We start from the raw sequence: 22,803 nt of genomic DNA, 5'->3' as shown, positions 1-22,803 counted from the left end.
CTAGACCCGCTGGGGGGCCACGAAAAGGGGGCTTGCCGGGCGGCGGGCCGGTCCGTGCGTCGCTATTGGCACTCGGCGCATTTGCCGCGCACTTCGATCACCGGGCGTTCGGCCGAAAAGCCGGTCGCTTCGGCCGCGGCGCGCACCCCGCCGGCGAGCGTGTCGTCGTCGACATGCACGGCGCTGCCGCAGCTGTCGCAGATCAGGAAGATACAGTCGTGCAGGCAGCCGGGGTGGCTGTTCGCAACGAAGGCGTTGGCGCTCTCGACCCGGCGGACGAGGTTGTTGGCGACGAACAGGTCGAGGATGCGATAGACGCTGTTCGGGGCGACCCGCTTGCCACGCTTCTGCGATACGATGTCGGCGATTTCATAGGCGCTCGCGGGCTTGCCGATTTCGGCGACCGCGTCGAAGATTTCGGCGCGCATGCCGGTCCAGGCCTCGCCCGCCTTTTCCAGCGTATCCTGGGCCGCGCGCGCGAGCGACGCGCCGCTGGCTTCGACATGCTGGTGCTGGTGCTTGCCCATTGGCCTGTCCTCTGTGCGCCGGACCCGAACGGCCGACGCGGGCATAATGTAGGCTTTCCTGTTCGGCGCCGCAAGGCGCGGGGGCGACGCTCAGTGCGTCGCGCGGCGGTTGAGGTCGTGGCCGAGCGCGACCACCGCGACGCCGATCATCGTCGCGATCACTTCGCTGCCGTCGTGCGGCCGCGCCAGCGCGCCGGCCATGATGCCGAGCCCGAAGCTGCCCACCGCAAAGGGCATCATGTAGCCGTGGCTCAAGACGCCGGCGAGCAGCGTCACCAGCGCAAAGCCGATCGCGATGACCAGGCCGACCTCGTGGAACAGGGGATTGTGCAGCGCCCCGCCGAGCGAGGCGACCGATGCGAAAAAGATCGTGCTCGCAAGACAGTGGACAAGGCACAGCCCCGACAGTCCCATCGCGAGTTGATCGCCGGAAAGGGCGGTGAGCGGCCGCGAATCGCGCGCAGCCCGAACGATCGCGCCGAGGCGCGTCGGGGCAGGGGCGGGGATGGCGACGTCGGTCACCCGATTCTCCGTTGGCCGTTGGACGGCGACGATATGGCATAACATGAAGAAGGTTACAACATAACATTGCATCTTCGGTGGCCCCGGCTGCGCGCGCGCCGCGCGGGCCGCCCATACTGTTCGGACAGGGTCCTCCCCGGCATATTGACATTTGCAACAATGTTTATTGATATTGACATCAATGTGAACATCGGCCAGCTTCGGATCAGGAGAATGCTCCGGCCGGTATCGGCACATAACAGGGGAGAGGATATGCGGACTGTCGGGTTTGCGCGTGCGCCGCGCATGATCAGCCTTTTTGCCTTGGGGACCGCGCTGGCGACGCCGGCAATGGCGCAGGACGGTGGCGAGGCAACGCCGCGCGGCGCCGCCGACGACGACAATGTCATCATCGTTACCGCGCAAAAGCGCGAAGAGGCGATCATCGACGTGCCGATCGCGATGACCGCGCTGTCGGCGCAGGCCCTCGACGATCGCAAGATAGAGGGCGGTTCGGAACTGCTGCGGGCGATCCCGAACGTCAATTTCTCGAAAAGCAACTTCAGCATGTATAATTTCTCGATCCGCGGGATCGGGACCAAGGCGATTTCCGCATCGAGCGACCCGGCGGTGGCGGTGAGCTTCAACAACACACCGCTCGTGCGCAACCGCCTGTTCGAATCGGAATTTTTCGATCTCGAACGGGTCGAAGTGCTGCGCGGACCCCAGGGAACGCTGTACGGTCGCAATGCGACGGCCGGGGTCGTCAACGTGATTCCGGCGCTGCCCAAGTCCGAATTCGAGGCAATGGCCAAGGGCGAGGTCGGCAGCTTCGATACCAGGCGGCTGAGCGGAATGCTGAACCTGCCGCTTGGCGAGACGCTGGGCGTGCGCGTGGCGGGCGCGTGGACGAAGCGCGACGGCTTCGACTATAATTCCTTCACCCAAAAGCGCGTCAATGGCCGCGACCTGTGGTCGACCCGCGCGACCGTGCAATGGGAACCCAGCGATCGGTTCCGCGCGAATGTGATATGGCAGCATTTCGAAGAGGACGACAATCGCTCGCGTACCGGCAAGCAGCTTTGCACCAACGACCCGGGCCCATCGATGATCGGCGACATCGAGGTGACCGATCCGGTGCTGCGCGGGCGCATGAGTCAGGGGTGCCTGCCCGGCTCGCTCTATGACGACGCCGCCTATGGCGTCCCGAACGGCGGCAGCCTGGTCTATCTGACGATCCCCAGCGGTATTTCGCTAGGCTATGAGCCGCTTCCGGGGGGACGGCGGGGGCCGGTCGTCAATGTGACCAATACCAACGATCCCTATCAGGGGCTGACCCAGTCGCGCGATCTGCGGGAAATCTCGACCAGCTACGACCCGCGGTTCCGCGCCAAAAACGACGTGGTTCAGCTGAACCTCGAATTCCAGCCGTCGGACGGGCTGACCTTCGTGTCGCAAACCGCCTACGCGCGCGACCGCTATTTCTCGACCCAGGATTATAGCCGGTTCGTTTCGGTGCCGCTGTTCAACGATTCGACCCAGCCGCTGGTCGACGTCCGCGGCAATCCGCTCGATACCGATACCTATCCGGGACCGACCCCCGGCGGGGTCTTCTGCGATCCTCAGCTCGGATGTTCGGACCGCATGGTGTCCGCCGACCTCAGCCAGTCGCGTAATCGGCAATGGTCGCAGGAAATTCGCCTCCAGTCCGATTTCGAAGGGCCGGTGAATTTCAACGTCGGCGCCAATTATCTCGACTTCAAATCGCAAGATAATTACTATGTTTTCAATAACATGTTCACGCTCATCGCCGACTGGTTCTACAGCAAGGTGCCCTCGGCGGGCTATCCGGAATCGGGGCAGAATGCGACGTTGCCGTGCGAGCTTGGTTATGAAGGGCGCGAATGCGTCTATGTCGATCCCAACCCGATCGGCAGCCTGAACGACCAGGGGCATAATTATTTCCTCAGCCAGAACGGGGTGCGGATCAAAAGCTGGGCCGCGTTCGGGGAGGTCTATTGGAATATCGGCGACACTCTGAAGCTGACGCTCGGCGGCCGCTACACCCGGGACAAGAAGGTGTCGGACCAGATCCCCAGCCAGCTTTTGCTCGGTGGCGGGACCGAGACCGACATACCCGGCGGGATCACCGGCGGCCGCGTCAACAGCGGCTATCCCGCGCTCGCCGACATCCGGCAGAAATGGAGCAAATTTACCGGCCGCGCGGTGCTCGACTGGAAACCCGATCTGGCCTTCACCGACGATACGCTCGTCTATCTGTCGGCATCGCGCGGATACAAGGGCGGCGGCACCAATCCGCCACGCGTCGATTTCAATCCCGACGTCGTGCAATATCAGTTCCTGCCGCAGACCTTTCGGCCCGAATATCTGAACGCGTTCGAGATCGGCACCAAGAACAGCTTCGATGGCGGGCGCTTCATCCTGAATGCCAACGCCTTCTTCTACGACTACAAGGATTACCAGGTATCGCAGATCGTCGACCGCATCGCGTTCAACGAGAATTTCGACGCGACGAGCTGGGGACTTGAATTCGAGGCCGCATGGCGCCCTTCGCGTGCCTTCCGTCTCGACGCCAACGTCGGCTATCTGCGCACGCGGCTTGCGAAGGGATCGCAGTCGATCGACGTGATGAACCGGACCCAGGGCAATGACGACTGGGTCGTGCTGCGTCCGTGGCTCCAGGTGCCGTCGAACTGTATCGCGCCGCGCGCGTTCGTCGAAAAGGTGCTGCAGGGTTTCGCCGGCTTGCAGCCGCTGGCGCTCTCGGCGCTGTGCGCGGGGTCGAACCGCATCGGCAATTTCGATCCGACGGCGACCCCGGGACAGGTTCCTTTCTGGGCCTTTTACGGTTTTACCTACGATCCGCTCGCCCCGTATAATCCCGAAACGGTGGGGCTGAACATCGAGGATGGCGGAAGCGGGGCCCCCAATGGAGGGCGCGGCTTTTATGCCGATCTTGGCGGGAACGAACTGCCCAACGCGCCGCGCTGGACGGTCAATGTCGGGGCCCAATATACATTTTTCATCGAGGACGGGGATTGGGAACTGACGCTGCGCGGCGATTATTATCGCCAGGCGAAAAGCTATGCGCGCATCTATAATACCGCTTACGACCGGCTGAAGGCCTGGGACAATGTCAATCTCGCGGTGACCCTGACGCGTCCGGAATCCGAGCTCGCATTCCAGCTCTATGTGAAGAATCTGTTCGACGATGCGCCGATCACCGACTTCTTCACCAACAGCGACGACACCGGTCTGACAACCAATGTCTTCACGCTCGACCCCCGGATTATCGGGTTCAGCGTCACCAAGAGCTTTTGACGAGCCGCATCTGCCATGGGGACGCCCGGGGATTCCTCTCACTCCGGCGATGGCGGGCACCCGGACTCCTCCATAACGGAGGAGTCCGGGAAATGTGCCGAATAACCCTTTGATTAACATCCGGTTAGGTTTGAATGTCAATTGACATTGACATCAATGTCATAAAAGTTGGGCGGGTCGGGCAACAGGGTCCGGCTTCACCAAAATATCGAACCGGGAGACAAGAGATGAAAAAGGCAATTGCATATCTGGCCGGGTCGGTCGCGCTGGTCGCGTCACAGGCCGCCGCCGCCGCCGACTATATCACCCCCGAGGCGCCCTATGTGTTCGAAGGCGTCGTCGCGGTCAGCAAGGGCATTTCGCTCGACTGCGATACGACGCTGACGGTCAGCGGACCGAACGATTCGGCCGATACCAGTCCGGCGTTCGATCATACCGACGTCGCGAACACGAGCGCCAATATCTCGCTTGCCGGCGGTACGCTCGGGCTTTGCGCCTCGGTGAACGTCGCCTCGATTTCGGCGGGCGACATCACCTATGACAGCTCCGGGCTGTCGGGCGGCACCTTCACGCTTCACGACGTTTTCGTGACCACGATCACGCCCGGAAATTGCGAGGGCGACATCACCGGAACGTGGGATGAATCGGCGCAAACGCTGACCGTGTCGGGCACGTTGCCCGCGGTAAGCGGATCGGACTGCACGATGAACGGTACGCTCGATCTGGTTTCGCCGTCGTCGGTCGACGTCAACGACTCGCTCGATTCGGATCATAATCCCAATCACTGAGCGGGGCCGCGGCCAGCCTTGCCATGTCCGCTTCGGATGAATGGCAAGCCGGGGACGGGCGCACGGTATCGTGCGTCCGTCTCCTCGCATTTCACACGCGCTCGAAAATGGGTGAACGGCGACGGGGACCGGGATGCCGTGCCCCGTCGCGCTTTGACACCCAACGGACAATCCCTTGGACCGAAACCGCGCTCCTCCAGACGATGCCAATCCGGCCCGGTCGCGGCTGTCGTGCCGTTTGCTGGCGCCTTGCATCCTCCTGATCTGCTGGCCCGGCGCGGCCGGGGCGTGGAGCGGGAACGAAGGCGAGAAGGCAGCTGTCGCGGCGTCGCCGGCGCCGCGCGAGGACGGCCCGCGGCGGGACGATATCGTGGTGACAGCGCCCGAGTTCGGCAGCGCCGAGGTCGCTGCCGAAACGGCGTTCGGCGAAGACGAGATTGCGGGCTATGGCGCCGACAGCATCGGCGAACTCGTCTCCCGCTTGGGACCGCTGCTCGGCGGCGACGAAGAGGGGCCCGTCATCCTGGTGAACGGGGTCGAGATCGGATATGATCGGTCGATACTCAATTATCCCGCGGAAGCGCTCCATCGCCTCGATCTCTTGCGACCTGAGGCCGCGGCGCAATATGGCCAGCCGGCGGGTCGGCGGGTCGTAAACCTCGTGCTCAAGAAATCCTTCGTCAGTCGCCAGGCCGAGGTCGCGATGAACGGCGCGACCGCTGGTGGTCAATATGGCGGCGAACTGACGATCGGCCAGACGGCGATTGCGGGCACGACCCGTTGGAATATTCAGGCGCGGATCAGGGCCGACAGCGCCTTGCTGAAGAGCGCGCGGCGAGTGCCGCAGGACGCGGAGCCGGTCGATCTGGCCGGGCATGTCGCCGGGTTCGACGGCCGGGAGATCGACCCGGCGCTCAGCGCGGCGGCGGGCCGGGTCGTGACCGCTGCGGCGATTCCCCATGCGGCATTGCAGGGCATGCCGACGCTCGCCGATTTCGCCGCCACCGCTCCCGTCGAGCACGGCCGCGATCCGGGCGACTTCGAAACCCTGCGGCCCAGCCGGCGTACCTTGTCGGCGACGCTCGGGGTCAGCCGGCCGCTCGGCCCTTTCACCGCCTCGTTCAGCCTCGATGCCACCGCGAACCGCCGTGCCAGCCTGCGCGGTGTTCCGATGCAATCGTTCGTGTTGCCCGGGGCGAGCCCCTGGTCGCCTTTCGCCGATGACGTGCTGCTCGTGCGCCCCGCGGCGGGCGGGGCGCCGCTGCGAAACGAGAGCGGGTCCGATTCGCTGGGCTTGTCGCTGACCCTGTCGGGGCGCTTCCACGGCTGGCGGGTCAATATGTCGGGCAATTATGCGCGGACCTGGGCGCGGAACCGGCTCGATCGGGAAGACGGCAGCGACGCCGCGCAGGCGTTGATCGGGGCGGGAGACCCGTCGTTCAACCCCTATGAAGACTGGGGCGATCGCTTCCGGCGCAGGCAGCGCAGCCGCTCGAACAGCGAAAGTGCCGGTCTGCGGTTCAATGTGCTGCGATCGCTCGTCACGCTCCCGGCCGGGGATGCGACGGCCAATATGTCGTTCAATGCCAGCCAGAGCCGAACCGACTACCGGACATTCGACGAATCGGCCGACGCGGTCGACGCGGACCGGCGCCGGCGCAGGGAGGCCGGAGGCCGCCTGGCGTTCAGCCTGCCCGTATCGCGCCGCGGCAAGGCCGGGCTCGCGCCGCTGGGCGACCTTGTGCTCGAAGTATCAGCGGGGGGGCAGCTGTCGTCGGGCACGCGGCTTCGTACACGCTATGGCGGCAGCCTGACCTGGTCCCCGGTCGACGCGGTGGAGTTTCGCGGCTCGTTCGAGCAGGAACAGGTCGTTGCATCTGCCGAACAACTTGGCGCCCCGCGCGTCGAAACGGTCAATCGCATCTATGATTTCGGGCGTCGGGAGGTGGCCGAGCCGATCTGGATTACCGGCGGGAACCCGCGGCTTCGCGACGGCAGTCGGCGCACGCTTTCGCTTGGGCTGCAATTGCGTCCGCTTGCCGACCGTTCGCTGATTTTCAACGTCGCGTATCGCGCGCATCGGGGGAGGGACGGCATTGCGCCGTTTCCGGAGCTGACGCCGGCGATCGAAGCGGCGTTCCCGGATCGGGTGACGCGCGATGGGGCGGGGCGGCTCGTTGCGGTCGACGCGCGTGCGATCAACCTGGCGTCGACCCGCGATGCCGAACTTGCCTCGAGCATCATCCTGCGTCTGCCAGGTAGCCGGCAGCCGCGCGGTCGGGGCGCGGCGCGCGAGCGGCGGCGTCCGCCGCTTCGCGTTTCGCTGTCGCTCAATCATAGCTGGCGGCTCGAGAACAGCGTACGGACCCGCGCCGGGGCGCCGTCGATCGACCGGCTCTCCGACACCGGTCAGGCGCGTCATTTCCTGTCGTTTCAAGCCACGGTCGGCAGAAAGGGCATGGGCGCGGAGATCAAGGGAAGCTGGAGCAGCCCGGCGCGCGTCAGGGGCCCGGACGAAGCCACGTCCTATCGCTATCGTGCGCCGCTTCTCGTCTCGGTGGGCCTGTTCGTCGAGCCCGAGCATATTTGGGACAGCGCCGGGCGATCGGCGTGGCTCAGGGACGTGAAAGTGTCGCTCGATATCGACAATGTTCTCGACGATTACCGCCGCGCAACCCTATCGAACGGAGAAACCGCACCCGGATACAGTCGCGACGAGGTCGATCCGCTTGGGCGTACGATCGAGTTGACCTTGCGCAAACGCTTCTAGAGGCCCGGCTCCGATAGCGGCGATCGATCAGGCAGCGGCCGGTGGAATGCCCGACGGAATCAGGAACAGCGGCAGGATGCGGGCGATCAGGTCGCGCATCGCATCCTCGTCCTGGCCCAGCATATCGCGGATATAGGGGCCGATCACCGCATCCCCGAATGCGCTGACCGCCATTATCAGGACGGCGGACCGGACGCGTTCGGGCGCGGCCTCGTCGTTCGACTGGCCGACGATCGCGTCGACGAGGTCGGCGACGGCCTTGCGAACCGGTTCGAGATGCTTGACGTCACCCGACAGGATGATCCACGCGGCAAGGGGCCCCGCGCCGCCCTTGTCGAAGGCGTCGAACACCCGATCGGCGACGACGCGCGGCGCGGCCGCGTCGGTCTTGAGCATCTCGACGACATGGTCGAGCGCGACCGTCAGGTCGTTGATCATCGATCCCATCAAGGCCGACTGCAGGCTCGCCGCCGACCCGAAATGGTGCAGCACATTGGCGTGCGACATGCCGATTTCGTCGCCGATATTCGCAAGCGTCACCGCCCCCGGCCCGCCCTTCAGCAGCAGCCGTCGGGCCGCGGCGAGTCCCTCTTCGCGTACTTCGGCGCCCAGTCGCTTGCGGCGCTTCGGGCGCGGTGGCGCGTCCTTGTCCATAATCCGTCCTCGCGGCTGTCCCACCCCACATGGGTCCGTCGTCATGGCCCTTAGCGCAAAGCGCCGCCTTGTCACAATTATCTCTGCATCCGGCTCGTCGCGCCACGCGGTCGAAAGCAACGGAAAACGAACGCTTGCATGCGCCGCTCTCTGCTTATATATACATTGATGTCAATGTAATTTCGTAAGGAGGAGATAGCCGATGTCCGCCGTGCAGACACCGCGCGACCTGACAATCGAAAAGCGCGATATGAAATTCGGTCGCACACATGCCACTCCGCGCTGGTGGCATGGGGGCGATCCCGGCCGGACGGCGTTCTTCAACGCCCTGTCGTCGACCTTTCCGGTGGGCGAAAAATTCTTCATGACCGCGGTGCGGCATTACCGCGGGGGAACGTCGGAGCCGCTGCGCGGCCAGATCGACGACTTCCTGTATCAGGAGTCCATGCATTCGCGTGAGCATGTGGTGTTCAACCGTCATGCGCAAGACGCCGGCTACGACATCGCCCCCCTCGAGGAGCGTGCCCGGCGGACGATCGCATGGGTCAAGCGCCGCGCGCCGCTGCAACAGCTTGCGGCGACGTGCGCGCTCGAACATTTCACAGCGACGCTCGCGCACGATGCCCTGGCCGATCCCGAGCATCTCGCCGGTGCCACCGAAGAGGCGGCCCGGTTGTGGCGCTGGCATGCGATCGAGGAAATCGAGCACAAGGCGGTGGCGTTCGATACCTGGCTGCACGCGACCCGCCATATCTCGCCCTTTCGGCGGTGGTTGAAGCGCAGTCTGGTCATGTGCGTGACGACGATGCGCTTCCATTACGTTATCTTTCGCAACACCGCCGATCTGCTCCGCCAGGACGGTCGCAACGATTTTGCGACCTGGCGCAAATTGCTCGCCTATCTTTATGGCCGACCGGGAACGATGCGGCTCCTGCTGCGCGGCGTCTTTGTCTATATGCGTCCGGGTTTTCACCCCTGGCAGGTGGACGACCGCGCGCTCGTCGAGCATTCGCTGGCGGCGCTCGACGCGGCCCAGGCGGGGGTCGCAGCATGATCCGCCGCGTCGCATCGGCCCTGTCGGTCGCCGCGCTTTTCGGTCTGTCGGTACCCGCGCATGCGTCCGACATCACGGGCCTGTGGGCCACGGGCAGCGAAGGCGGCCGCGTTCAAATCTATCGCTGCGGCGGCGAACTGTGCGGGAAGGTCGTCGATGCGGCGCGGCTGCGCGGCAATCCGGACTTGCGCGACCTGCGCAATTCGAACCCCGAACTGCGCCAGCGGCGCATCAAGGGGCTCGTCGTGCTGCGGGGCTTCACGGGCGGTCCGCGCGAATGGAGGGGCGGACCGGTGTACGATCCCGAAACCGGCGACGGAGCCTCGCGCGGCTATCTGAAGCTGCTGCCGGGGGGCAAGCTCGAACTCAAGGGATGCGTCGCCTTCTTCTGCCGTACCAAGGTCTGGACGCGCGTGAGCGGCTAGGGTCAGAGCTCGATCAGGCGGTCGGGCAATTCGTTCGGATTGCCCGCGCTCTTGGGGAAATGCTCGGCGAGGACGACGCCCATGCGCGTCACCGCTTCGGCCATGCCGGCGCCGGGTTCACCCGCCCGGATGCGGTCGATCAACGCTTCCATCGCCTCGCCCCATACCGCGGCCGACACCTTGGACGCGATCGCCTCGTCGGCGACGATATCGGCGCGATGTTCCTTCAGACTGACATAGAGCAGCACCCCGGTGCGGCCCATCGTCTTGGCCTCGGCGCCCACCTTGAACAGGTCGATCGCGCGGGCGCGGACGCGGCCCGCCTTGATCGCACGGGGCGTAAGGGCAAGCCGCAGCGGGCGCCACAACAGGATCAGCCAAACGCCGATCCATTTGAGCACGCCAAAGGCGACCACCGTTCCGAGCCACTCGTTCGCCGTCGGGGCATGGCCCCAGCTGCCGGTCAGCCGGTCGTAGAGTCCCTGGTAGAAGTCGGGGAACAGCGCGACCACCGACATGGCGAGAAAGGCCGCGATGCTCGCCCATACGAGCGCGACATCGTCATAGTCGTTCGATTGCCGCGCGACCACCGTGACGATCTCGCCATCGGTGCCCTTTTCGGCCGCCGCGACCGCGTCGGTCACGCGGCGGTGGTCGGCGTCGCTGACGTGGCTGACTTTCCTGAGTGCCATGCGCTTGCTCCCTACCAGCCGCCCGACGCGCCGCCGCCGCCGAAGCTGCCGCCGCCGCCCGAAAAACCGCCGAAGCCGCCGCCACCGCCGCCGCCCCAGCCACCGCCGCCCCAGGACGATCCCCCGCCGCTGCCGCCGCCCCAATGGTCGTCGCCCCAGATGATGATCGGTGCGCCGCCCCACGGGCGATGCCTGCGGTGCCGCTTTCCGCGCCGACCAAAGGCGGTGAGCATCGGCAGGATGAAGAAGAAAAAGACGATGAAGCCCAGGAAGAACAGCCCGCCGATATTGCCGTCGTCGGCGCGGTCGCGCGCTTCGGCGTCGGCTGCCTGCGCCCGCGCTGCGGCTTGCTCCGGCGGAAGCTGGATCTGCTCGGCAATCGCGTCGACCCCGGCCTGAATGCCGCCGGGATAGTCGCCCGCCTTGAATTTCGGGGTCACGTCGTTGCGGATGATTCGCCCCGACAGCGCGTCGGTCAGCACCGGTTCGAGGCCATAGCCGACCGAGATGTTCATCCGCCGCTCGTTCGGCGCGATCAGGAAGACGACGCCATCGTTTTCCGCCTTGCCGCCGATCCCCCATGCGCGGCCCAGCTTGTACCCATAGTCGCCGATGTCGTTGCCATCGAGGCTGGTCACCGTCGCGACGACAAGCTGGTGCCCGCTGGTCTTTTCCAACTGGGCAAGCTGGGCGGTCAGGCTGGCTTCCTTGTCGGCGGGAATGATGTCCGCCTGATCGACGACGCGGCCGGTGAGCTTGGGGAAATCCTGCGCCGCTGCGGGAGCCGCGATGGCGGCGATACCTAGGGCCCAGCCAAACAGCAGCGCCTTCATGGCGCTTCTCCGGTCTGTGCCGCGATTGCTTCGATGCCTTCGGACAGGCCCCCCGCATAATCGCGGCTTGCGAAGTGTGGCGTCATTTTATGCACAATTTCCAGGGCCTTGTCGTCGGTCAAAATCTTCTCCATCCCAAGGCCTGTCGCGATCCGCATCTTTCGTTCTGAAGGGGCGATCAGGATGACGATCCCATCGTCATGACCTTTGCGACCAATTCCCCACCGGTCGCCGAGACACGTGCCGAAATTATCGACCGACGTTCCGTTGAGGCTTGGCGTCGTCGCAATAACCATCTGATGCTTCGTTACTCCCTCATAGCGTGCAAGCCGATCCGCCAAACGCGCCCTTGCAGTTTCATCAAGAATATCGGCTGCGTCCGTGACGCGGCCTTTGAGTGCCATTTGCGGGACGCCATCGCAGGCGGCGCTTTCACGCACCGGTTCCGCCTTGCACCCGCTTGCGATCAGCAGGATCGCGAGCGGCGCTACAAGGGCGAGGCGCTTCACCCTATTGTCCGAAGTCGACCTTGGGCGCCTCGTTGGCGTTGGGGCTGGTCGCCTTGTACGGGGTCATCGGCTTCGCGCCGTGGACGATCTTCGCGCCGATGATGTCGGGGAAGGTGCGGATGGTCGTATTATAATCCTGCACCGCCATGTTGTAATCCTGGATCGACACGTTGATGCGGTTCTCGGTCCCCTCGAGCTGGGTCATCAGGTCGGCGAAGCGCGCCTGGCTCTTGAGGTCGGGATATTTTTCGACCGTGACGAGCAGGCGTCCCAGGGCGCTCGATACATTGCCCTGCGCTTGCTGGAATGCCTGGACCTTTGCCGGGTCTTCGAGGTCGTCGGTCGACAGCTTGATCTGCGTCGCGGATGCGCGCGCCTGGATCACGCCTTCCAGCGTCGATTGTTCGATCTGTGCGGCACCCTTTGCCGTTTCGACCAGATTGGGGATCAGGTCGGCGCGGCGTTGATAGGCGGCTTCGACATTCGCCCATTTCGCCTTCGCGGCTTCTTCCTTGGTGGGGACGCTGTTGATGCCGCAGGCGGACAGCGAAACGGCCGCGACCGGCACGATCATCCAGCGGGCGGAACGAAAGCTCATGTGTCAGTCTCCCTCCAGCGGCGTTTTGCCGCAACAAGACAGTAGATAGGATAGCACTTGCCTTTGCGCAATCGTGACGGCACCACAGGGCCTTCGTCAACCACCGTCCGGGGAGCAGCAAGATGCTGGCAGAGTTCAAGGAATTCATCGCGAAGGGCAATGTCATGGACCTCGCGGTCGGGGTCATCATCGGCGGCGCCTTTGCCACGATCACCAAATCGCTGACCGAAGACATCATCATGCCCATCGTCGGCGCGATCTTTGGCGGGGCCGATTTTTCCAACATGTATATCCGCCTCGGCCCGCTGCCCGATGGGGTCGAGGCCGGCGATTACGCCGCGCTGAAGGAGGCCGGGGTCGCGATGTTCGGCTATGGCGCCTTCATCACCGCGGTGATCAATTTCCTGATTCTTGCCTTCATCGTCTTCCTGATCGTGCGTGCCGTGAACCGGATGACCCGCAAGCAGGAGGCCGAAGAGGTCGCGGCGGCACCTGCCGGGCCGACCGAAGTCGAACTGCTGGCCGAAATTCGCGACGAACTGCGCAGGAAGTAGCCGGCTTTCCGGCCAGCGCCGGATCGAACCGACATCGACAGGCGATAAAAGCCCGCTCGCGCTCTTTCCATGCGCGGGCGGGCTCCCTATATGAAGGGTGCCGGTTTCGGCCGGCTATGAGGATAAATGGTGTCGTGGAATAGACACAGCGGACCCGGGGGCAGTACCCGGCGGCTCCACCACAAACCCGCGTTTTCGAATGAAGACGCGGGGTTCTGACGGGGCCGAACCAGGATCGACGTGTGTTCAAAGACGATGTTTTCTTCCGGGCTGAGTAACCCGTTCAAGGCTCAAACCTATAAGTGCTAACGATAACGAAGCACTCGCTCTTGCTGCCTAACCGATAAGCCTCACGGCCGAAGGTTAGACAAATAGAACGCGGTTCGGACCGAACCGGGCAACAGAATCGGATACCAGCGGCTGGGGACGAGCCGGGCAACAGAATCGTCCCACCTTCCATCCAGAGATATAGGGATCGGGGATGGCCCCGGCCATGCGGTTCGATCGCGCGCGCGGAAAGAAATATATCCGCCTTTGCGCGCCCCGCCCCATATCCGCGACCTCCGTCAAGTCCCTGAAATGCTGCGCTGCGGTATCGCCGCATCGCCCATGTCATCGAAACGACATCGAGGCGTCACGATAATGTCAATCGTGCGACGCCATCGTGTCACCGACCATCCCTAGCGAGCCGGCCATCGACTTTCTCAGGGGGCTTTCATGACCAAAAGATTCGGCATCGCGCGCGGCCTGGCATTGCTACTGGCCGGAACATCCTTCGCCACCCTTGCGCAGGCGGGCGAACTGGCGGGCAATGTCGCCGACGCGTCGGGCACGCGCTCGCTGCAGGCGGCGAACGTCCGCATCGTCGAGCTGGGCCGCGCCACGACGACCGATCGCGACGGCAGCTACAGCTTCGGCGATGTCCCCGCGGGCACCTATACGCTTGAGACCACCTATGTCGGCGCCGACCCGGTGCGCCAGAGTGTCGAGGTTCCCGAAACCGGGCGCGTCACGGTCAACGTCGCGCTGTCGGGTGCCGGCGGCGGCGACGAGATCCTGGTCATCGGACAGGCGGCGAACCAGGCGAGCGCGCTGTCGCGCCAGCGCGCCGCGGACGGCGTATCCTCGGTGCTGACGCGCGACGCGATCGGCCAGTTCCCCGACCAGAATGTCGCCGAATCGCTGCGCCGCGTCCCCGGCGTCAACATCCTCGACGACCAGGGCGAGGGGCGCTTCGTGTCGGTTCGCGGGCTCGACCCCGAACTCAACGCCGCGTCGGTCAACGGCGTGCGCCTTCCGGCACCCGAAAGCGATGTTCGGTCGGTGGCGCTCGACGTCATCAGCAGCGACATCATCGAATCGATCGAGATCAAGAAGTCGCTGACCCCCGACATGGACGCCGATACGATCGGCGCCTCGATCGAGATCAACACGGTGAGCGCCTTCGACCGCAAGAAGGACCTGCTCGCCGCGAAGATCGAGGGCAGCTACAACGATCTGACCGAAAGCCTGTCGCCCAAGGGCAGCTTCGATTTCTCGAAAAAGCTCAGCGACAATTTCGGCGTTGCCGGCGGGCTCAGCTTCTATCGGCGCAAGTTCGCGACCAACAACCAGGAAGTCGACGGTTGGGACATGACCGACGACGGCCTCGTCTATGCCGACACCGTCGAGTATCGCGACTATGACGTCGAACGGAAGCGGATCAGCGGTTCGCTCTCGTTCGACTTCCGGCCCAGCGATTCGACGACGCTCTATGCGCGGGGTCTGTACAGCCAGTTCGACGACCAGGAATATCGCCGCCGCCTGACCTTCGAGATGGAGGAAGGCCCGAGCGGCGGGACCGCCGATGCGGTCGCTTTCTCGTCGGAGGACGAGGATCAGGAAATTTCGGTCCAGCGCGACCTGAAGGACCGGTTCGAGCGCCAGCGCATCCGCAGCATCACGCTGGGCGGCAAGACCGAAACCGAGCTGTGGAAGGTCGATTATTCGGCAAGCTGGGCGAAATCGAGCGAGACCGAGCATGGTTCGATCGATCCGGTGAAATTCGAGCGCGTGTTCGAGAATGGCGACGATTTCGGCGTCTCGTTCAACTATGCGCGCGACAAGCTGGTTCCCTATACGATCACCGGCGGACAGGCCGCTTTCCTCGATCCGAACGAATATGAATTCGACAAGGTCGAGCGGACGACGCTGTCGAATTCGCAGGATCGCGAATATGCGTTGAAAGTCGATGTAGCACGCAGCTTCCCGGCGGCGAACGGCGAGTTTACCGTCCAGGCCGGCGGCAAGGCGCGGTGGCGCAAGAAGAGCTACGATGCCGACATCGACGTGTTCGAACTGGCCGACGGCGTCGATTTTACGCTCGGCATGCACGATCTGCTTGGACCGCAGGACTATGACCTTGCGATCATCGAGCCGGCGCTCGCCAAAAAATCCTTCCGCAAATATTTCGCGGGCAACCTCGGAGATTTCGAACTCGACGACGGCGACACGTTCGAATCGTCGAACGTTTCCGACTACAGCGTCCGTGAGGACGTCACCGCCGGCTATCTGCTCGGGCGATGGGACAGCGCGCAGGTGCGCGTGATCGGCGGCGTGCGGATGGAGCACACCAGGAACGACATCCGCGGCAACGAGGTGATCCTCGAGGACGAGACGGTCGCGCCACTCCGGTTCAAGCGCAGTTACACCGACTGGCTGCCCAGCCTGACCGTCCGCTACGAACCCATCCACAATCTGGTGTTCCGCGCCGCGGGCTCGCGCAGCCTGGTGCGGCCCAAATTGTCCAAGCTCGCACCGAATGTGGTAATCGACGACGACGAGGGCGAGATCGGCAATCCGTTCCTGAAGCCGTACAAGGCATGGAACGTCGACCTGTCGGCCGAATATTATTTCGCGGGCAACGGCGCGATTTCGGGCGGCGTCTTCTGGAAGGACGTGAAGGACTATATCGTCGACATCACCCAGTTCGACACCAGTTACAACGGCATCGACCTTGACGAGCTGACGACCGCGACGAATGGCGAAAGTGCGAAGATCAAAGGGATAGAACTGAGCTATAGCCAGATTTTCAGCATGTTGCCGGCGCCGTTCGACGGGCTGCTGCTCCAGCTTAACTATACCTATACCGATGCCAGCGGAAAGCTCGTTAGCTATGACGAGGACGATAATCCCTATCTGCGGACCATCGGCCTGCCGGCATCGTCGAAGCACACGTTCAACACGGTGATCGGCTATGAAAAGGGGCCGCTGTCGCTGCGGGCGGCGGGCACCTATCGCAGCAAATATCTCGACGAAGCGGGTGGCGCGGCAGAGGAAGACCGGATCGTCGCCGACCAGTTCAAGCTCGACCTGTCGGCCAAATATCGCATCACGCCGGGGGTCCGCGTCTTCGCCGAATGGATCAACGTCACCGACGCGCCCTATTTTGCCTATCAGCAGTACGAGGGTCGCCGTCGCCTGCTGCAATATGAGGATTACAGCTGGACCGCGAAGTTCGGCATCTCGGCCAATTTCTGATCGCTCCCCCTCCCGAGCGTTTCTGGACGGTCGCCGCAGTCCCTTGCGGCGGCCGTCCTTTTTTCGGGGCCGCGTTCAGTAAGCGGGCGGATCGCTGGCGGGGAAGGATTCGTCACTGGCTTCGTCGACCGTGTCCCAGTCGCGCGGTTCGCCGTCGCGCATGCCTTCGGGACCCGACGAGCGCGTCTGGATGAAATTTTCGGGATCGGTCTCTCGCGCCGCAAAGGCCGCGCCATGATCGCCGCCCGGATCGCGACGGCGCCGGCGCCACAGCGCGAGCAAACCGGTGCCTGCGGCGGCCGCGGCCGCGAGCGCGGGAAGGGCGAGGGGGAAACGGCGAAGGCGGTGCGGCATGATCATGTCCCTTTCGCTGATGAAACGGCGAAGGCCCGTCATGGGTTCCGCGCGATCGACGGACCCGTGCGGCGTCAGTTGCGCCCCGCCGTCAGTCCGCGCGCGATCACCTGTGCCTGGATTTCGGCCGCGCCCTCGAAGATGTTGAGGATGCGCGCGTCGCACAGGATGCGGCTGATTTCATATTCGAGCGCATAGCCGTTGCCGCCGTGGATCTGGAGCGCGGCGTCGGCGTTGGACCAGGCGGCGCGCGCGCCGAGCAGCTTCGCCATGCCGGCCTCGATATCGCAGCGCTTGCCCTTATCTTTGGCCCGCGCGGCGGCGTAGGAGAGTTCGCGCGCCGTGACGAAATCGACAAGGCTCATCGCGAGCTTGTCGGCGACGCGCGGGAAATGGACGATCGCCTTTCCGAACTGCCTGCGGGCCAGCGCATAATCGAGCCCGAGTTCGAGTGCGCGGCGCGCGACGCCGACGGCGCGCGCGGCGGTCTGGATTCGCGCTCCCTCGAAGGTGCGCATGAGCTGCTTGAAGCCTTGTCCTTCCTCCCCGCCGAGCAACGCGTCGGCAGGCGCGGTCATGCCATCGAATTGCAACGCATATTCGCGCATCCCGCGATAGCCGAGAACCTCGATCTCGCTGCCGCTCATGCCGGCGGCGGGAAACGGCGTGCCGTCGGTTCCGCGCGGCTTGGGGACAAGCAGCATCGACAGTCCGGCATACCCCTTTGCGTCGGGCAGCGTCCGGGCAAGCAAGGTCATCAGGTCCGACCGGCTGGCGTGGGTGATCCAGGTCTTTGCACCGTCGATCGTCCAGTGATCGCCGTCGCGCCGGGCGCGGGTCTGGAGCGAGCCGAGGTCCGATCCGACATCGGGTTCGGTAAAGACCGCCGTGGGCAGGATCTCGCCGCTCGCTATTTTCGGCAGCCATTCGGCCTTTTGCGCGTCGGTGCCGCCCATCGCGATCAACTCTCCGGCGATTTCCGACCGGGTGCCGAGCGACCCTGCGCCGATCCAGCCGCGCGACAGTTCCTCGGTAACGATGCACATCACGAGCTTGCCGAGCCCGAGCCCGCCATAGGCTTCGGGAATGCACACGCCGAAGGTGCCAAGTTCGGCCATCGCCGCCACGGTCGCGTCGGGGATCAGCGCATTGGCGAGGTGCCAGCCGTGCGCGTCGGGAACGATCGCGGCGTCGGTGAAGCGGCGATATTGCGCGCGGATCGCGTCGAGGTCGGCGTCGTGCAGCGTCTCGCTCGGCCACTGGCCGTCGGCGAGCGCAGCGGCGACCGCGGCGCGGGTGGCGGCGTGGTCGGTGTCGAGCAGGCCGGAGCAGGCATCGCCCAGCGTGCGGGCGGCGGCGGTCAGGCCGAGATCGGCGGGGCGGAATATCTCGTTCTGCCCCATCGGGAGGCCACCGGTGAGCTGGCCGATGCCTTCGGCGAAGGCGAGGGTGGCGATCTTCGCGTCGAGCGGATTGGCGCCTTGCTCTGCGTCGAGCCAGTCGAGCGTCGCTTCGAGCGCGGCGACGGTCGTCGCGACCCACGCGAAGCCATGTGCCGCGCGCTGCTCGCGGTCGATCGGGTTGACCGCCAGTCGTTCGGCAAGCGCGGCTTGCGCGGCGGCGCGATAGGCCTGTGCGGCGGTGAGTGCGTTGCTCAGATCGGCGCGCATTTCTGACAATCCGTTCGTGCTGAGCGTGTCGAAGCACCGTCTTTCTTGAGCGGCACTAAACAGCAGGACGGCCCTTCGACAAGCTCAGGGCGAACGGCTTTTTCTTGAGAGGCCGATCCGATGTTCATCGGTCGCATGTCCCTCAAACCGCACGCTCGAAAATCGCCGCGATCCCCTGGCCACCGCCGATGCACATCGTCTCGAGGCCGTAGCGCCCGTCCCTGCGGACGAGTTCGCGCGTCAGATTGGCAAGGATGCGCCCGCCGGTCGCGCCGATCGGATGGCCGAGCGAAATACCCGAGCCGTTGACGTTGAGGATGTCATTGCGGCTGTCGTCGTCGGACCAGCCCCAACCCTTGAGCACCGCGAGCACCTGCGGCGCGAAGGCTTCGTTGAGTTCGACGAGGTCGATATCGCCCCAGCCGAGGCCATTGCGCGCGAAGAGGCGTTCGACCGCGGGGACGGGACCGATGCCCATGCGGCTCGGATCGCAGCCCGCGGCGGCCGAGCTGTGATACCAGGCGATCGGGGTGAGACCGAGTTCGTCCAATTTGTCTTCGGCGACGACGAGGCACGCCGCGGCGGCGTCATTCTGCTGGCTCGCATTGCCCGCGGTGACGACTCCGCCTTCGAGCGCGCGCAGCTTGCCAAGCGATTCCATCGTCGCGTCGGCACGATAACCCTCGTCATGGGCGAAGACGATCGGATCGCCCTTGCGCTGTGGCACGTTGACCGGGACGAGTTCGTCGTCGAACAGCCCCTTCTCCCACGCCGCGGCGGCGCGCTGGTGGCTGCGCACCGCATAGGCGTCGGCGGCCTCGCGGGTGATGCCATAATCCTTCGCCAGATTCTCGGCGGTCTCGATCATGCCCGAAATGACGCCGAAGCGTTCGACTGGCTGAGACATCAGCCGTCCCCGCGTCAGTCGGTCGTGGAGCGTCAGATTGCCGGCGCGGACGCCCTTGCGGATGTCGGTCGAATAATGCTCGACGTTCGACATCGATTCGACGCCGCCGGCGACGACGACGTCGGACATTCCAGTCTGCACCATCATCGCCGCATTGACGACCGCTTGCAGCCCCGACCCGCAGCGCCGGTCGAGCTGGTATCCGGGCACTTCGAGCGGCAGGCCGGCGGCGAGCCACGACCAGTGGCCGATCGCGGGCGCCTCGCCATTGCCATAGCCCTGCGAAAAGACGACGTCATCGACGCACGCGGGGTCGATCTGCGTGCGCTCGACCAGCGCTTTCAGGATCACCGCGCCCAGCTCGCCGGCGGTGAGCGGCGACAGGGTGCCGCCGAACTTGCCGACGGCGGTACGGATCGGGGCGACGATGGCGGCGCGGCGAAGGGTCATGTCATTCTCCAACATTTGTCAGTCATAAGCTTGTGTGCCCCCGCGAAGGCGGGGGCCCATCATCCGACCCTCGTGTTCCAAACCAACGACTAGGGAGCGGCGAGAGCGCCGGTGATGGACCCCCGCCTTCGCGGGGGCACACGGAGAGACGAAGGGCAATTTAGCCGACACCGACGACCCCCGCGTCGATCAGGCGGGCGATCTCGCCCGACGGCAGCGCGAGCCTTTCGCTGAGCACTTCCTCGCTGTGCTGGCCGTTGCGCGGCGCGGGGCGGGGGGCCTGGCGCTCCATCTGCGGCACGGTCGCAAAGGCGCCCGCGGCGGGGTAGGCAAAGCCGCTCGGATTGTCGGCGGCGCCGAAGATCGGATTGTCCGCGACGAGCGCCGGGTCGTTCGCCGCGTCGAGCATTGTGCGATAGGGCGAGTGGACGATCCCGCCTGCGTCGAACGCGGCGGCGAGATCGGCATGGTCGCGCGCCGCGATCGCCTGCTCGAACAAGGGATAGAGCGCGTCGCGATGGTCAAAGCGCAGCCCGTCGTCCTTCGCGAAGCTGACGCCGCGCGAGGCCTCGATGCTGGTGATCGAGTCACCGAGATTAAGCGCGGCGATCAAGTTCGCCCACTGGCGCGGGGTCACGACGACGATCATCGTCCGCACCCCGTCGCGCGTCACGAAATCGCGCCCGAACAGGCCGTAGACGGCGTTGCCGAGCCGCGGCCGGTTCTCGCCCGTATAGAGCACTTCGGCGATCCCGCCCATGTTGGCGACGGTGCCGATCGCGACGTCGGAAAGCGGCAGGCGAACCTCGCCGCCTTCGCCTGTCGCGCTGCGCCGCTGGACCGCCGCGAGCAGCGCAAAGGCAGCATAGGCGCCGGTGAGCAGGTCCCACGCGGGGAGAACATGGTTGACCGGTTCGGGACCGGGTCCGGTGAGCATCGGATAGCCCACCGAATTGTTCACCGTATAGTCGAGCGCGGGCGACCCGTCGGCCCAGCCCATCACGCGCACGGTGATCAGGTCGGGGCACCCTTCGGCCAATGTCTCGTGCGACAGGAAGCCGCCGACCGGGAAGTTGGTGACAAACTGTCCGGTCGCGCGCACGAGCGCCTGCAACAGTTCGCGCCCCTCGGGCCGCGAGAGATCGAGCGCGACCGACTTTTTCGCGCGGTTGAGATTTTCCCAATAGAGCGAGTTGTCCTCCGCGGTGACCGGCCAGCGCCGGAAATCGGGGCCGCCGCCGATCTGATCGACGCGGATCACCTCGGCGCCGAACTGCGCGAGATAGAGCCCGGCGGTGGGCGAGGCGACGAAGGACGACGCTTCGATGACGGAGAGGCCTGAGAGGAGCTTATACATCGAACCCAAGCCCCCCGTTCGTCATCCCGGCGAAGGCCGGGATCTCGCCGGTGCATTCAAACGCTACGGCGAGATCCCGGCCTTCGCCGGGAGGACGATAAATGGGAAAGTGGGCTTCCATCCTCAGTTCGCAGCCGCAAACTCGCGCAGCATGTGCTTCGCGATCTGGAGCTGCAGGATCTGGGTCGTGCCTTCGTAGATGCGATAGATGCGCGCATCGCGAAAGAAACGCTCGGCGTCATATTCGGCGAGATAGCCCGCGCCGCCATAGACCTGGACGCAGGCGTCGACGACGCGGCCGCACATTTCGCTGGCGAAGACCTTGAACGCCGCGGCTTTGCGCAGGACAGTCTCGCCCGCGTCGGCGCGGCGCGTGACGTCCTCCATCATGCATTCGGCGGCGTAGATGTCGATCTCGCTCTGCGCGAGCATCTGCTGGATGAGCTGGAAATTGGCGATCGGTTCGCCGAACGCCTTGCGCTCGGTCGCGTAGCGCACGGCGCTGTCGAGCGCGCGGCGGGCATAGGCGGTCGCGGCGGCTCCCACCGACATGCGGCCATTGTCGAGGCTCATCATCGCATAGGCGAACCCCTTGCCGAGTTCGCCACCGAGCAGCGCCTCGCCCCCGACGCGGACGTCGTCCATCACCACGTCGGCGATGTGGCTGCCCGACTGGCCCATCTTCTTGTCCGACTTGCCGATCGACACGCCGGGGGCATCCATCGGCACGATGAAGGCCGAGACATGGGCGTTCTTCGGCAGATTCTCCTTGCTCGTCCGCGCCATGATCAGACCGACCTTCGCGAAGGGCGAGTTGGTGATGTAGCGTTTGGTGCCGCTCAGCACCCAGCCATTGTCGGTCTGCGTGGCGGTGGTCTGGAGCCCCGCCGAATCCGATCCCGATCCGGGCTCGGTCAGCCCGAAGCAGGCGATCTCGCCCGCCGCGACGCGGGGCAGCCACTCGGCCTTCTGCGCCTCGGTCCCGCCATTCTTGAGCGCGGATGTGAACATGCCGATGTTGATCGAGATGATCGATCGGAACGCCGGCATCGCATAGCTGAGCGTATGGATCGTCTTGATATACTGGCTGACATTCATCCCCGCGCCGCCATATTCCTCCGGGATCGTCAGGCCGAACAGGCCCATGTCGCGCATTTCGGACAGGATATCGTCGGGAATCGCGTCGCTTTCGATGATCTCCTTCTCGGCGGGGAGAAGGCGCTCGCGCACATAGCGTTCGAGCTGCTCGATGAACTGGTCGAAGACGTCGGCGTCCATGCCGGGGTTGCTCATGGCCTG

At 64.9% G+C, this 22,803-nt stretch carries 19 protein-coding genes and 1 other RNA gene; 8 read left to right on the top strand and 12 right to left on the bottom strand.

Annotated features, from left to right (window positions below; all coding sequences use genetic code 11):
- Positions 1–62: 62 nt before the first annotated feature.
- Positions 63–527 carry a Fur family transcriptional regulator gene (locus AC58D2_RS04575; protein ID WP_497387770.1) on the bottom strand — a complete coding sequence of 155 codons (465 nt, stop codon included), beginning with the start codon at positions 525–527 and terminating at the stop codon, positions 63–65.
- A 90-nt stretch (positions 528–617) separates the two neighbouring features.
- Positions 618–1,049, bottom strand: coding sequence for a MerC domain-containing protein (locus AC58D2_RS04570; protein WP_497387769.1), 432 nt, complete (start codon positions 1,047–1,049; stop codon positions 618–620).
- A 285-nt stretch (positions 1,050–1,334) separates the two neighbouring features.
- Between AC58D2_RS04570 and AC58D2_RS04565 the strand changes: the two genes are divergently transcribed.
- From AC58D2_RS04565 to AC58D2_RS04555, 3 genes are all read left to right on the top strand, one after another.
- The gene (locus AC58D2_RS04565; protein WP_497387767.1) at positions 1,335–4,370 is read left to right on the top strand and encodes a TonB-dependent receptor; all 3,036 of its coding nucleotides are present in this window, start codon (positions 1,335–1,337) and stop codon (positions 4,368–4,370) included.
- A gap of 227 nt (positions 4,371–4,597) precedes the next feature.
- On the top strand, positions 4,598–5,158 hold the full coding sequence (locus AC58D2_RS04560) for a PraA/PraB family alkane oxidation protein activator (protein ID WP_497387765.1): 561 nt from the start codon (positions 4,598–4,600) through the stop codon (positions 5,156–5,158).
- Positions 5,159–5,333: 175 nt separating this feature from the next.
- Positions 5,334–7,928, top strand: a complete 2,595-nt coding sequence (locus tag AC58D2_RS04555; protein WP_497387763.1) for a hypothetical protein — start codon at positions 5,334–5,336, stop codon at positions 7,926–7,928.
- 27 nt (positions 7,929–7,955) lie between these two features.
- Here AC58D2_RS04555 and AC58D2_RS04550 read toward each other — a convergent pair whose 3' ends face one another.
- Positions 7,956–8,582, bottom strand: coding sequence for a TetR/AcrR family transcriptional regulator (locus tag AC58D2_RS04550; protein WP_497387762.1), 627 nt, complete (start codon positions 8,580–8,582; stop codon positions 7,956–7,958).
- 202 nt (positions 8,583–8,784) lie between these two features.
- Between AC58D2_RS04550 and AC58D2_RS04545 the strand changes: the two genes are divergently transcribed.
- Both AC58D2_RS04545 and AC58D2_RS04540 read left to right on the top strand, forming a co-directional pair.
- Positions 8,785–9,636 carry a metal-dependent hydrolase gene (locus AC58D2_RS04545; RefSeq protein WP_497387760.1) on the top strand — a complete coding sequence of 284 codons (852 nt, stop codon included), beginning with the start codon at positions 8,785–8,787 and terminating at the stop codon, positions 9,634–9,636.
- On the top strand, positions 9,633–10,061 hold the full coding sequence (locus AC58D2_RS04540; protein ID WP_497387758.1) for a DUF2147 domain-containing protein: 429 nt from the start codon (positions 9,633–9,635) through the stop codon (positions 10,059–10,061). The genes AC58D2_RS04545 and AC58D2_RS04540 overlap by 4 nt, the downstream gene beginning before the upstream one ends.
- Positions 10,062–10,063: 2 nt before the next feature.
- Here the strand turns inward: AC58D2_RS04540 and AC58D2_RS04535 are convergent, their stop codons facing one another.
- From AC58D2_RS04535 to AC58D2_RS04520, 4 genes are read right to left on the bottom strand one after another with little or no spacing between them, the layout of a single operon-like run.
- A complete protein-coding gene (locus AC58D2_RS04535) occupies positions 10,064–10,753 on the bottom strand; it encodes a TPM domain-containing protein (protein ID WP_497387756.1) in 690 nt (229 codons plus the stop codon).
- Positions 10,754–10,764: 11 nt separating this feature from the next.
- Entirely contained in the window at positions 10,765–11,586 is an 822-nt protein-coding gene (locus tag AC58D2_RS04530; protein ID WP_497387754.1) for a TPM domain-containing protein, read from the bottom strand.
- The gene (locus AC58D2_RS04525) at positions 11,583–12,095 is read right to left on the bottom strand and encodes a TPM domain-containing protein (RefSeq protein ID WP_497387752.1); all 513 of its coding nucleotides are present in this window, start codon (positions 12,093–12,095) and stop codon (positions 11,583–11,585) included. Before AC58D2_RS04525 ends, AC58D2_RS04530 begins: the two co-directional genes overlap by 4 nt.
- Position 12,096: 1 nt before the next feature.
- Entirely contained in the window at positions 12,097–12,693 is a 597-nt protein-coding gene (locus tag AC58D2_RS04520; protein WP_497387750.1) for a LemA family protein, read from the bottom strand.
- 122 nt (positions 12,694–12,815) lie between these two features.
- Here AC58D2_RS04520 and mscL point away from each other — a divergent pair, with 122 nt between their 5' ends.
- The 3 genes from mscL (at position 12,816) to AC58D2_RS04505 (ending at position 16,766) form a co-directional block, all read left to right on the top strand.
- A complete protein-coding gene (gene mscL, locus AC58D2_RS04515; protein WP_497387748.1) occupies positions 12,816–13,247 on the top strand; it encodes a large conductance mechanosensitive channel protein MscL in 432 nt (143 codons plus the stop codon).
- Between the two features lie 60 nt (positions 13,248–13,307).
- Positions 13,308–13,662, top strand: a transfer-messenger RNA (tmRNA) gene (gene ssrA, locus AC58D2_RS04510).
- A 302-nt stretch (positions 13,663–13,964) separates the two neighbouring features.
- Entirely contained in the window at positions 13,965–16,766 is a 2,802-nt protein-coding gene (locus tag AC58D2_RS04505) for a TonB-dependent receptor (RefSeq protein WP_497387746.1), read from the top strand.
- A 75-nt stretch (positions 16,767–16,841) separates the two neighbouring features.
- Here the strand turns inward: AC58D2_RS04505 and AC58D2_RS04500 are convergent, their stop codons facing one another.
- The 5 genes from AC58D2_RS04500 to AC58D2_RS04480 form a co-directional block, all read right to left on the bottom strand.
- Positions 16,842–17,120 carry a hypothetical protein gene (locus tag AC58D2_RS04500; protein ID WP_497387744.1) on the bottom strand — a complete coding sequence of 93 codons (279 nt, stop codon included), beginning with the start codon at positions 17,118–17,120 and terminating at the stop codon, positions 16,842–16,844.
- Between the two features lie 74 nt (positions 17,121–17,194).
- Complete coding sequence (locus tag AC58D2_RS04495) at positions 17,195–18,790, bottom strand: acyl-CoA dehydrogenase family protein (RefSeq protein ID WP_497387742.1); 1,596 nt, start codon at positions 18,788–18,790, stop codon at positions 17,195–17,197.
- A gap of 142 nt (positions 18,791–18,932) precedes the next feature.
- A complete protein-coding gene (locus AC58D2_RS04490) occupies positions 18,933–20,147 on the bottom strand; it encodes an acetyl-CoA C-acetyltransferase (protein ID WP_497387740.1) in 1,215 nt (404 codons plus the stop codon).
- 160 nt (positions 20,148–20,307) lie between these two features.
- A complete protein-coding gene (locus tag AC58D2_RS04485; protein ID WP_497387738.1) occupies positions 20,308–21,504 on the bottom strand; it encodes a CoA transferase in 1,197 nt (398 codons plus the stop codon).
- Between the two features lie 123 nt (positions 21,505–21,627).
- Positions 21,628–22,797 carry an acyl-CoA dehydrogenase family protein gene (locus AC58D2_RS04480; protein WP_497387736.1) on the bottom strand — a complete coding sequence of 390 codons (1,170 nt, stop codon included), beginning with the start codon at positions 22,795–22,797 and terminating at the stop codon, positions 21,628–21,630.
- Positions 22,798–22,803 lie beyond the last annotated feature (6 nt).

The organism is Sphingopyxis sp. CR5, assembly GCF_059693785.1.
The sequence above is the reverse complement of the archived record's forward strand: the minus strand, read 5'-3'. Positions and strand labels throughout refer to the sequence as shown.

What these genes read in the sequence shown, in the direction of transcription:
- AC58D2_RS04575 (WP_497387770.1), bottom strand. Translation starts at nt 527, where the DNA reads ATGGGCAAGCACCAGCACCAGCATGTCGAAGCCAGCGGCGCGTCGCTC.
- AC58D2_RS04565 (WP_497387767.1), top strand. Translation starts at nt 1,335, where the DNA reads ATGATCAGCCTTTTTGCCTTGGGGACCGCGCTGGCGACGCCGGCAATG.
- AC58D2_RS04560 (WP_497387765.1), top strand. Translation starts at nt 4,598, where the DNA reads ATGAAAAAGGCAATTGCATATCTGGCCGGGTCGGTCGCGCTGGTCGCG.
- AC58D2_RS04550 (WP_497387762.1), bottom strand. Translation starts at nt 8,582, where the DNA reads ATGGACAAGGACGCGCCACCGCGCCCGAAGCGCCGCAAGCGACTGGGC.
- AC58D2_RS04545 (WP_497387760.1), top strand. Translation starts at nt 8,785, where the DNA reads ATGTCCGCCGTGCAGACACCGCGCGACCTGACAATCGAAAAGCGCGAT.
- AC58D2_RS04540 (WP_497387758.1), top strand. Translation starts at nt 9,633, where the DNA reads ATGATCCGCCGCGTCGCATCGGCCCTGTCGGTCGCCGCGCTTTTCGGT.
- AC58D2_RS04535 (WP_497387756.1), bottom strand. Translation starts at nt 10,753, where the DNA reads ATGGCACTCAGGAAAGTCAGCCACGTCAGCGACGCCGACCACCGCCGC.
- AC58D2_RS04530 (WP_497387754.1), bottom strand. Translation starts at nt 11,586, where the DNA reads ATGAAGGCGCTGCTGTTTGGCTGGGCCCTAGGTATCGCCGCCATCGCG.
- AC58D2_RS04520 (WP_497387750.1), bottom strand. Translation starts at nt 12,693, where the DNA reads ATGAGCTTTCGTTCCGCCCGCTGGATGATCGTGCCGGTCGCGGCCGTT.
- mscL (WP_497387748.1), top strand. Translation starts at nt 12,816, where the DNA reads ATGCTGGCAGAGTTCAAGGAATTCATCGCGAAGGGCAATGTCATGGAC.
- AC58D2_RS04505 (WP_497387746.1), top strand. Translation starts at nt 13,965, where the DNA reads ATGACCAAAAGATTCGGCATCGCGCGCGGCCTGGCATTGCTACTGGCC.
- AC58D2_RS04500 (WP_497387744.1), bottom strand. Translation starts at nt 17,120, where the DNA reads ATGCCGCACCGCCTTCGCCGTTTCCCCCTCGCCCTTCCCGCGCTCGCG.
- AC58D2_RS04495 (WP_497387742.1), bottom strand. Translation starts at nt 18,790, where the DNA reads ATGCGCGCCGATCTGAGCAACGCACTCACCGCCGCACAGGCCTATCGC.
- AC58D2_RS04490 (WP_497387740.1), bottom strand. Translation starts at nt 20,147, where the DNA reads ATGACCCTTCGCCGCGCCGCCATCGTCGCCCCGATCCGTACCGCCGTC.
- AC58D2_RS04485 (WP_497387738.1), bottom strand. Translation starts at nt 21,504, where the DNA reads ATGTATAAGCTCCTCTCAGGCCTCTCCGTCATCGAAGCGTCGTCCTTC.
- AC58D2_RS04480 (WP_497387736.1), bottom strand. Translation starts at nt 22,797, where the DNA reads ATGAGCAACCCCGGCATGGACGCCGACGTCTTCGACCAGTTCATCGAG.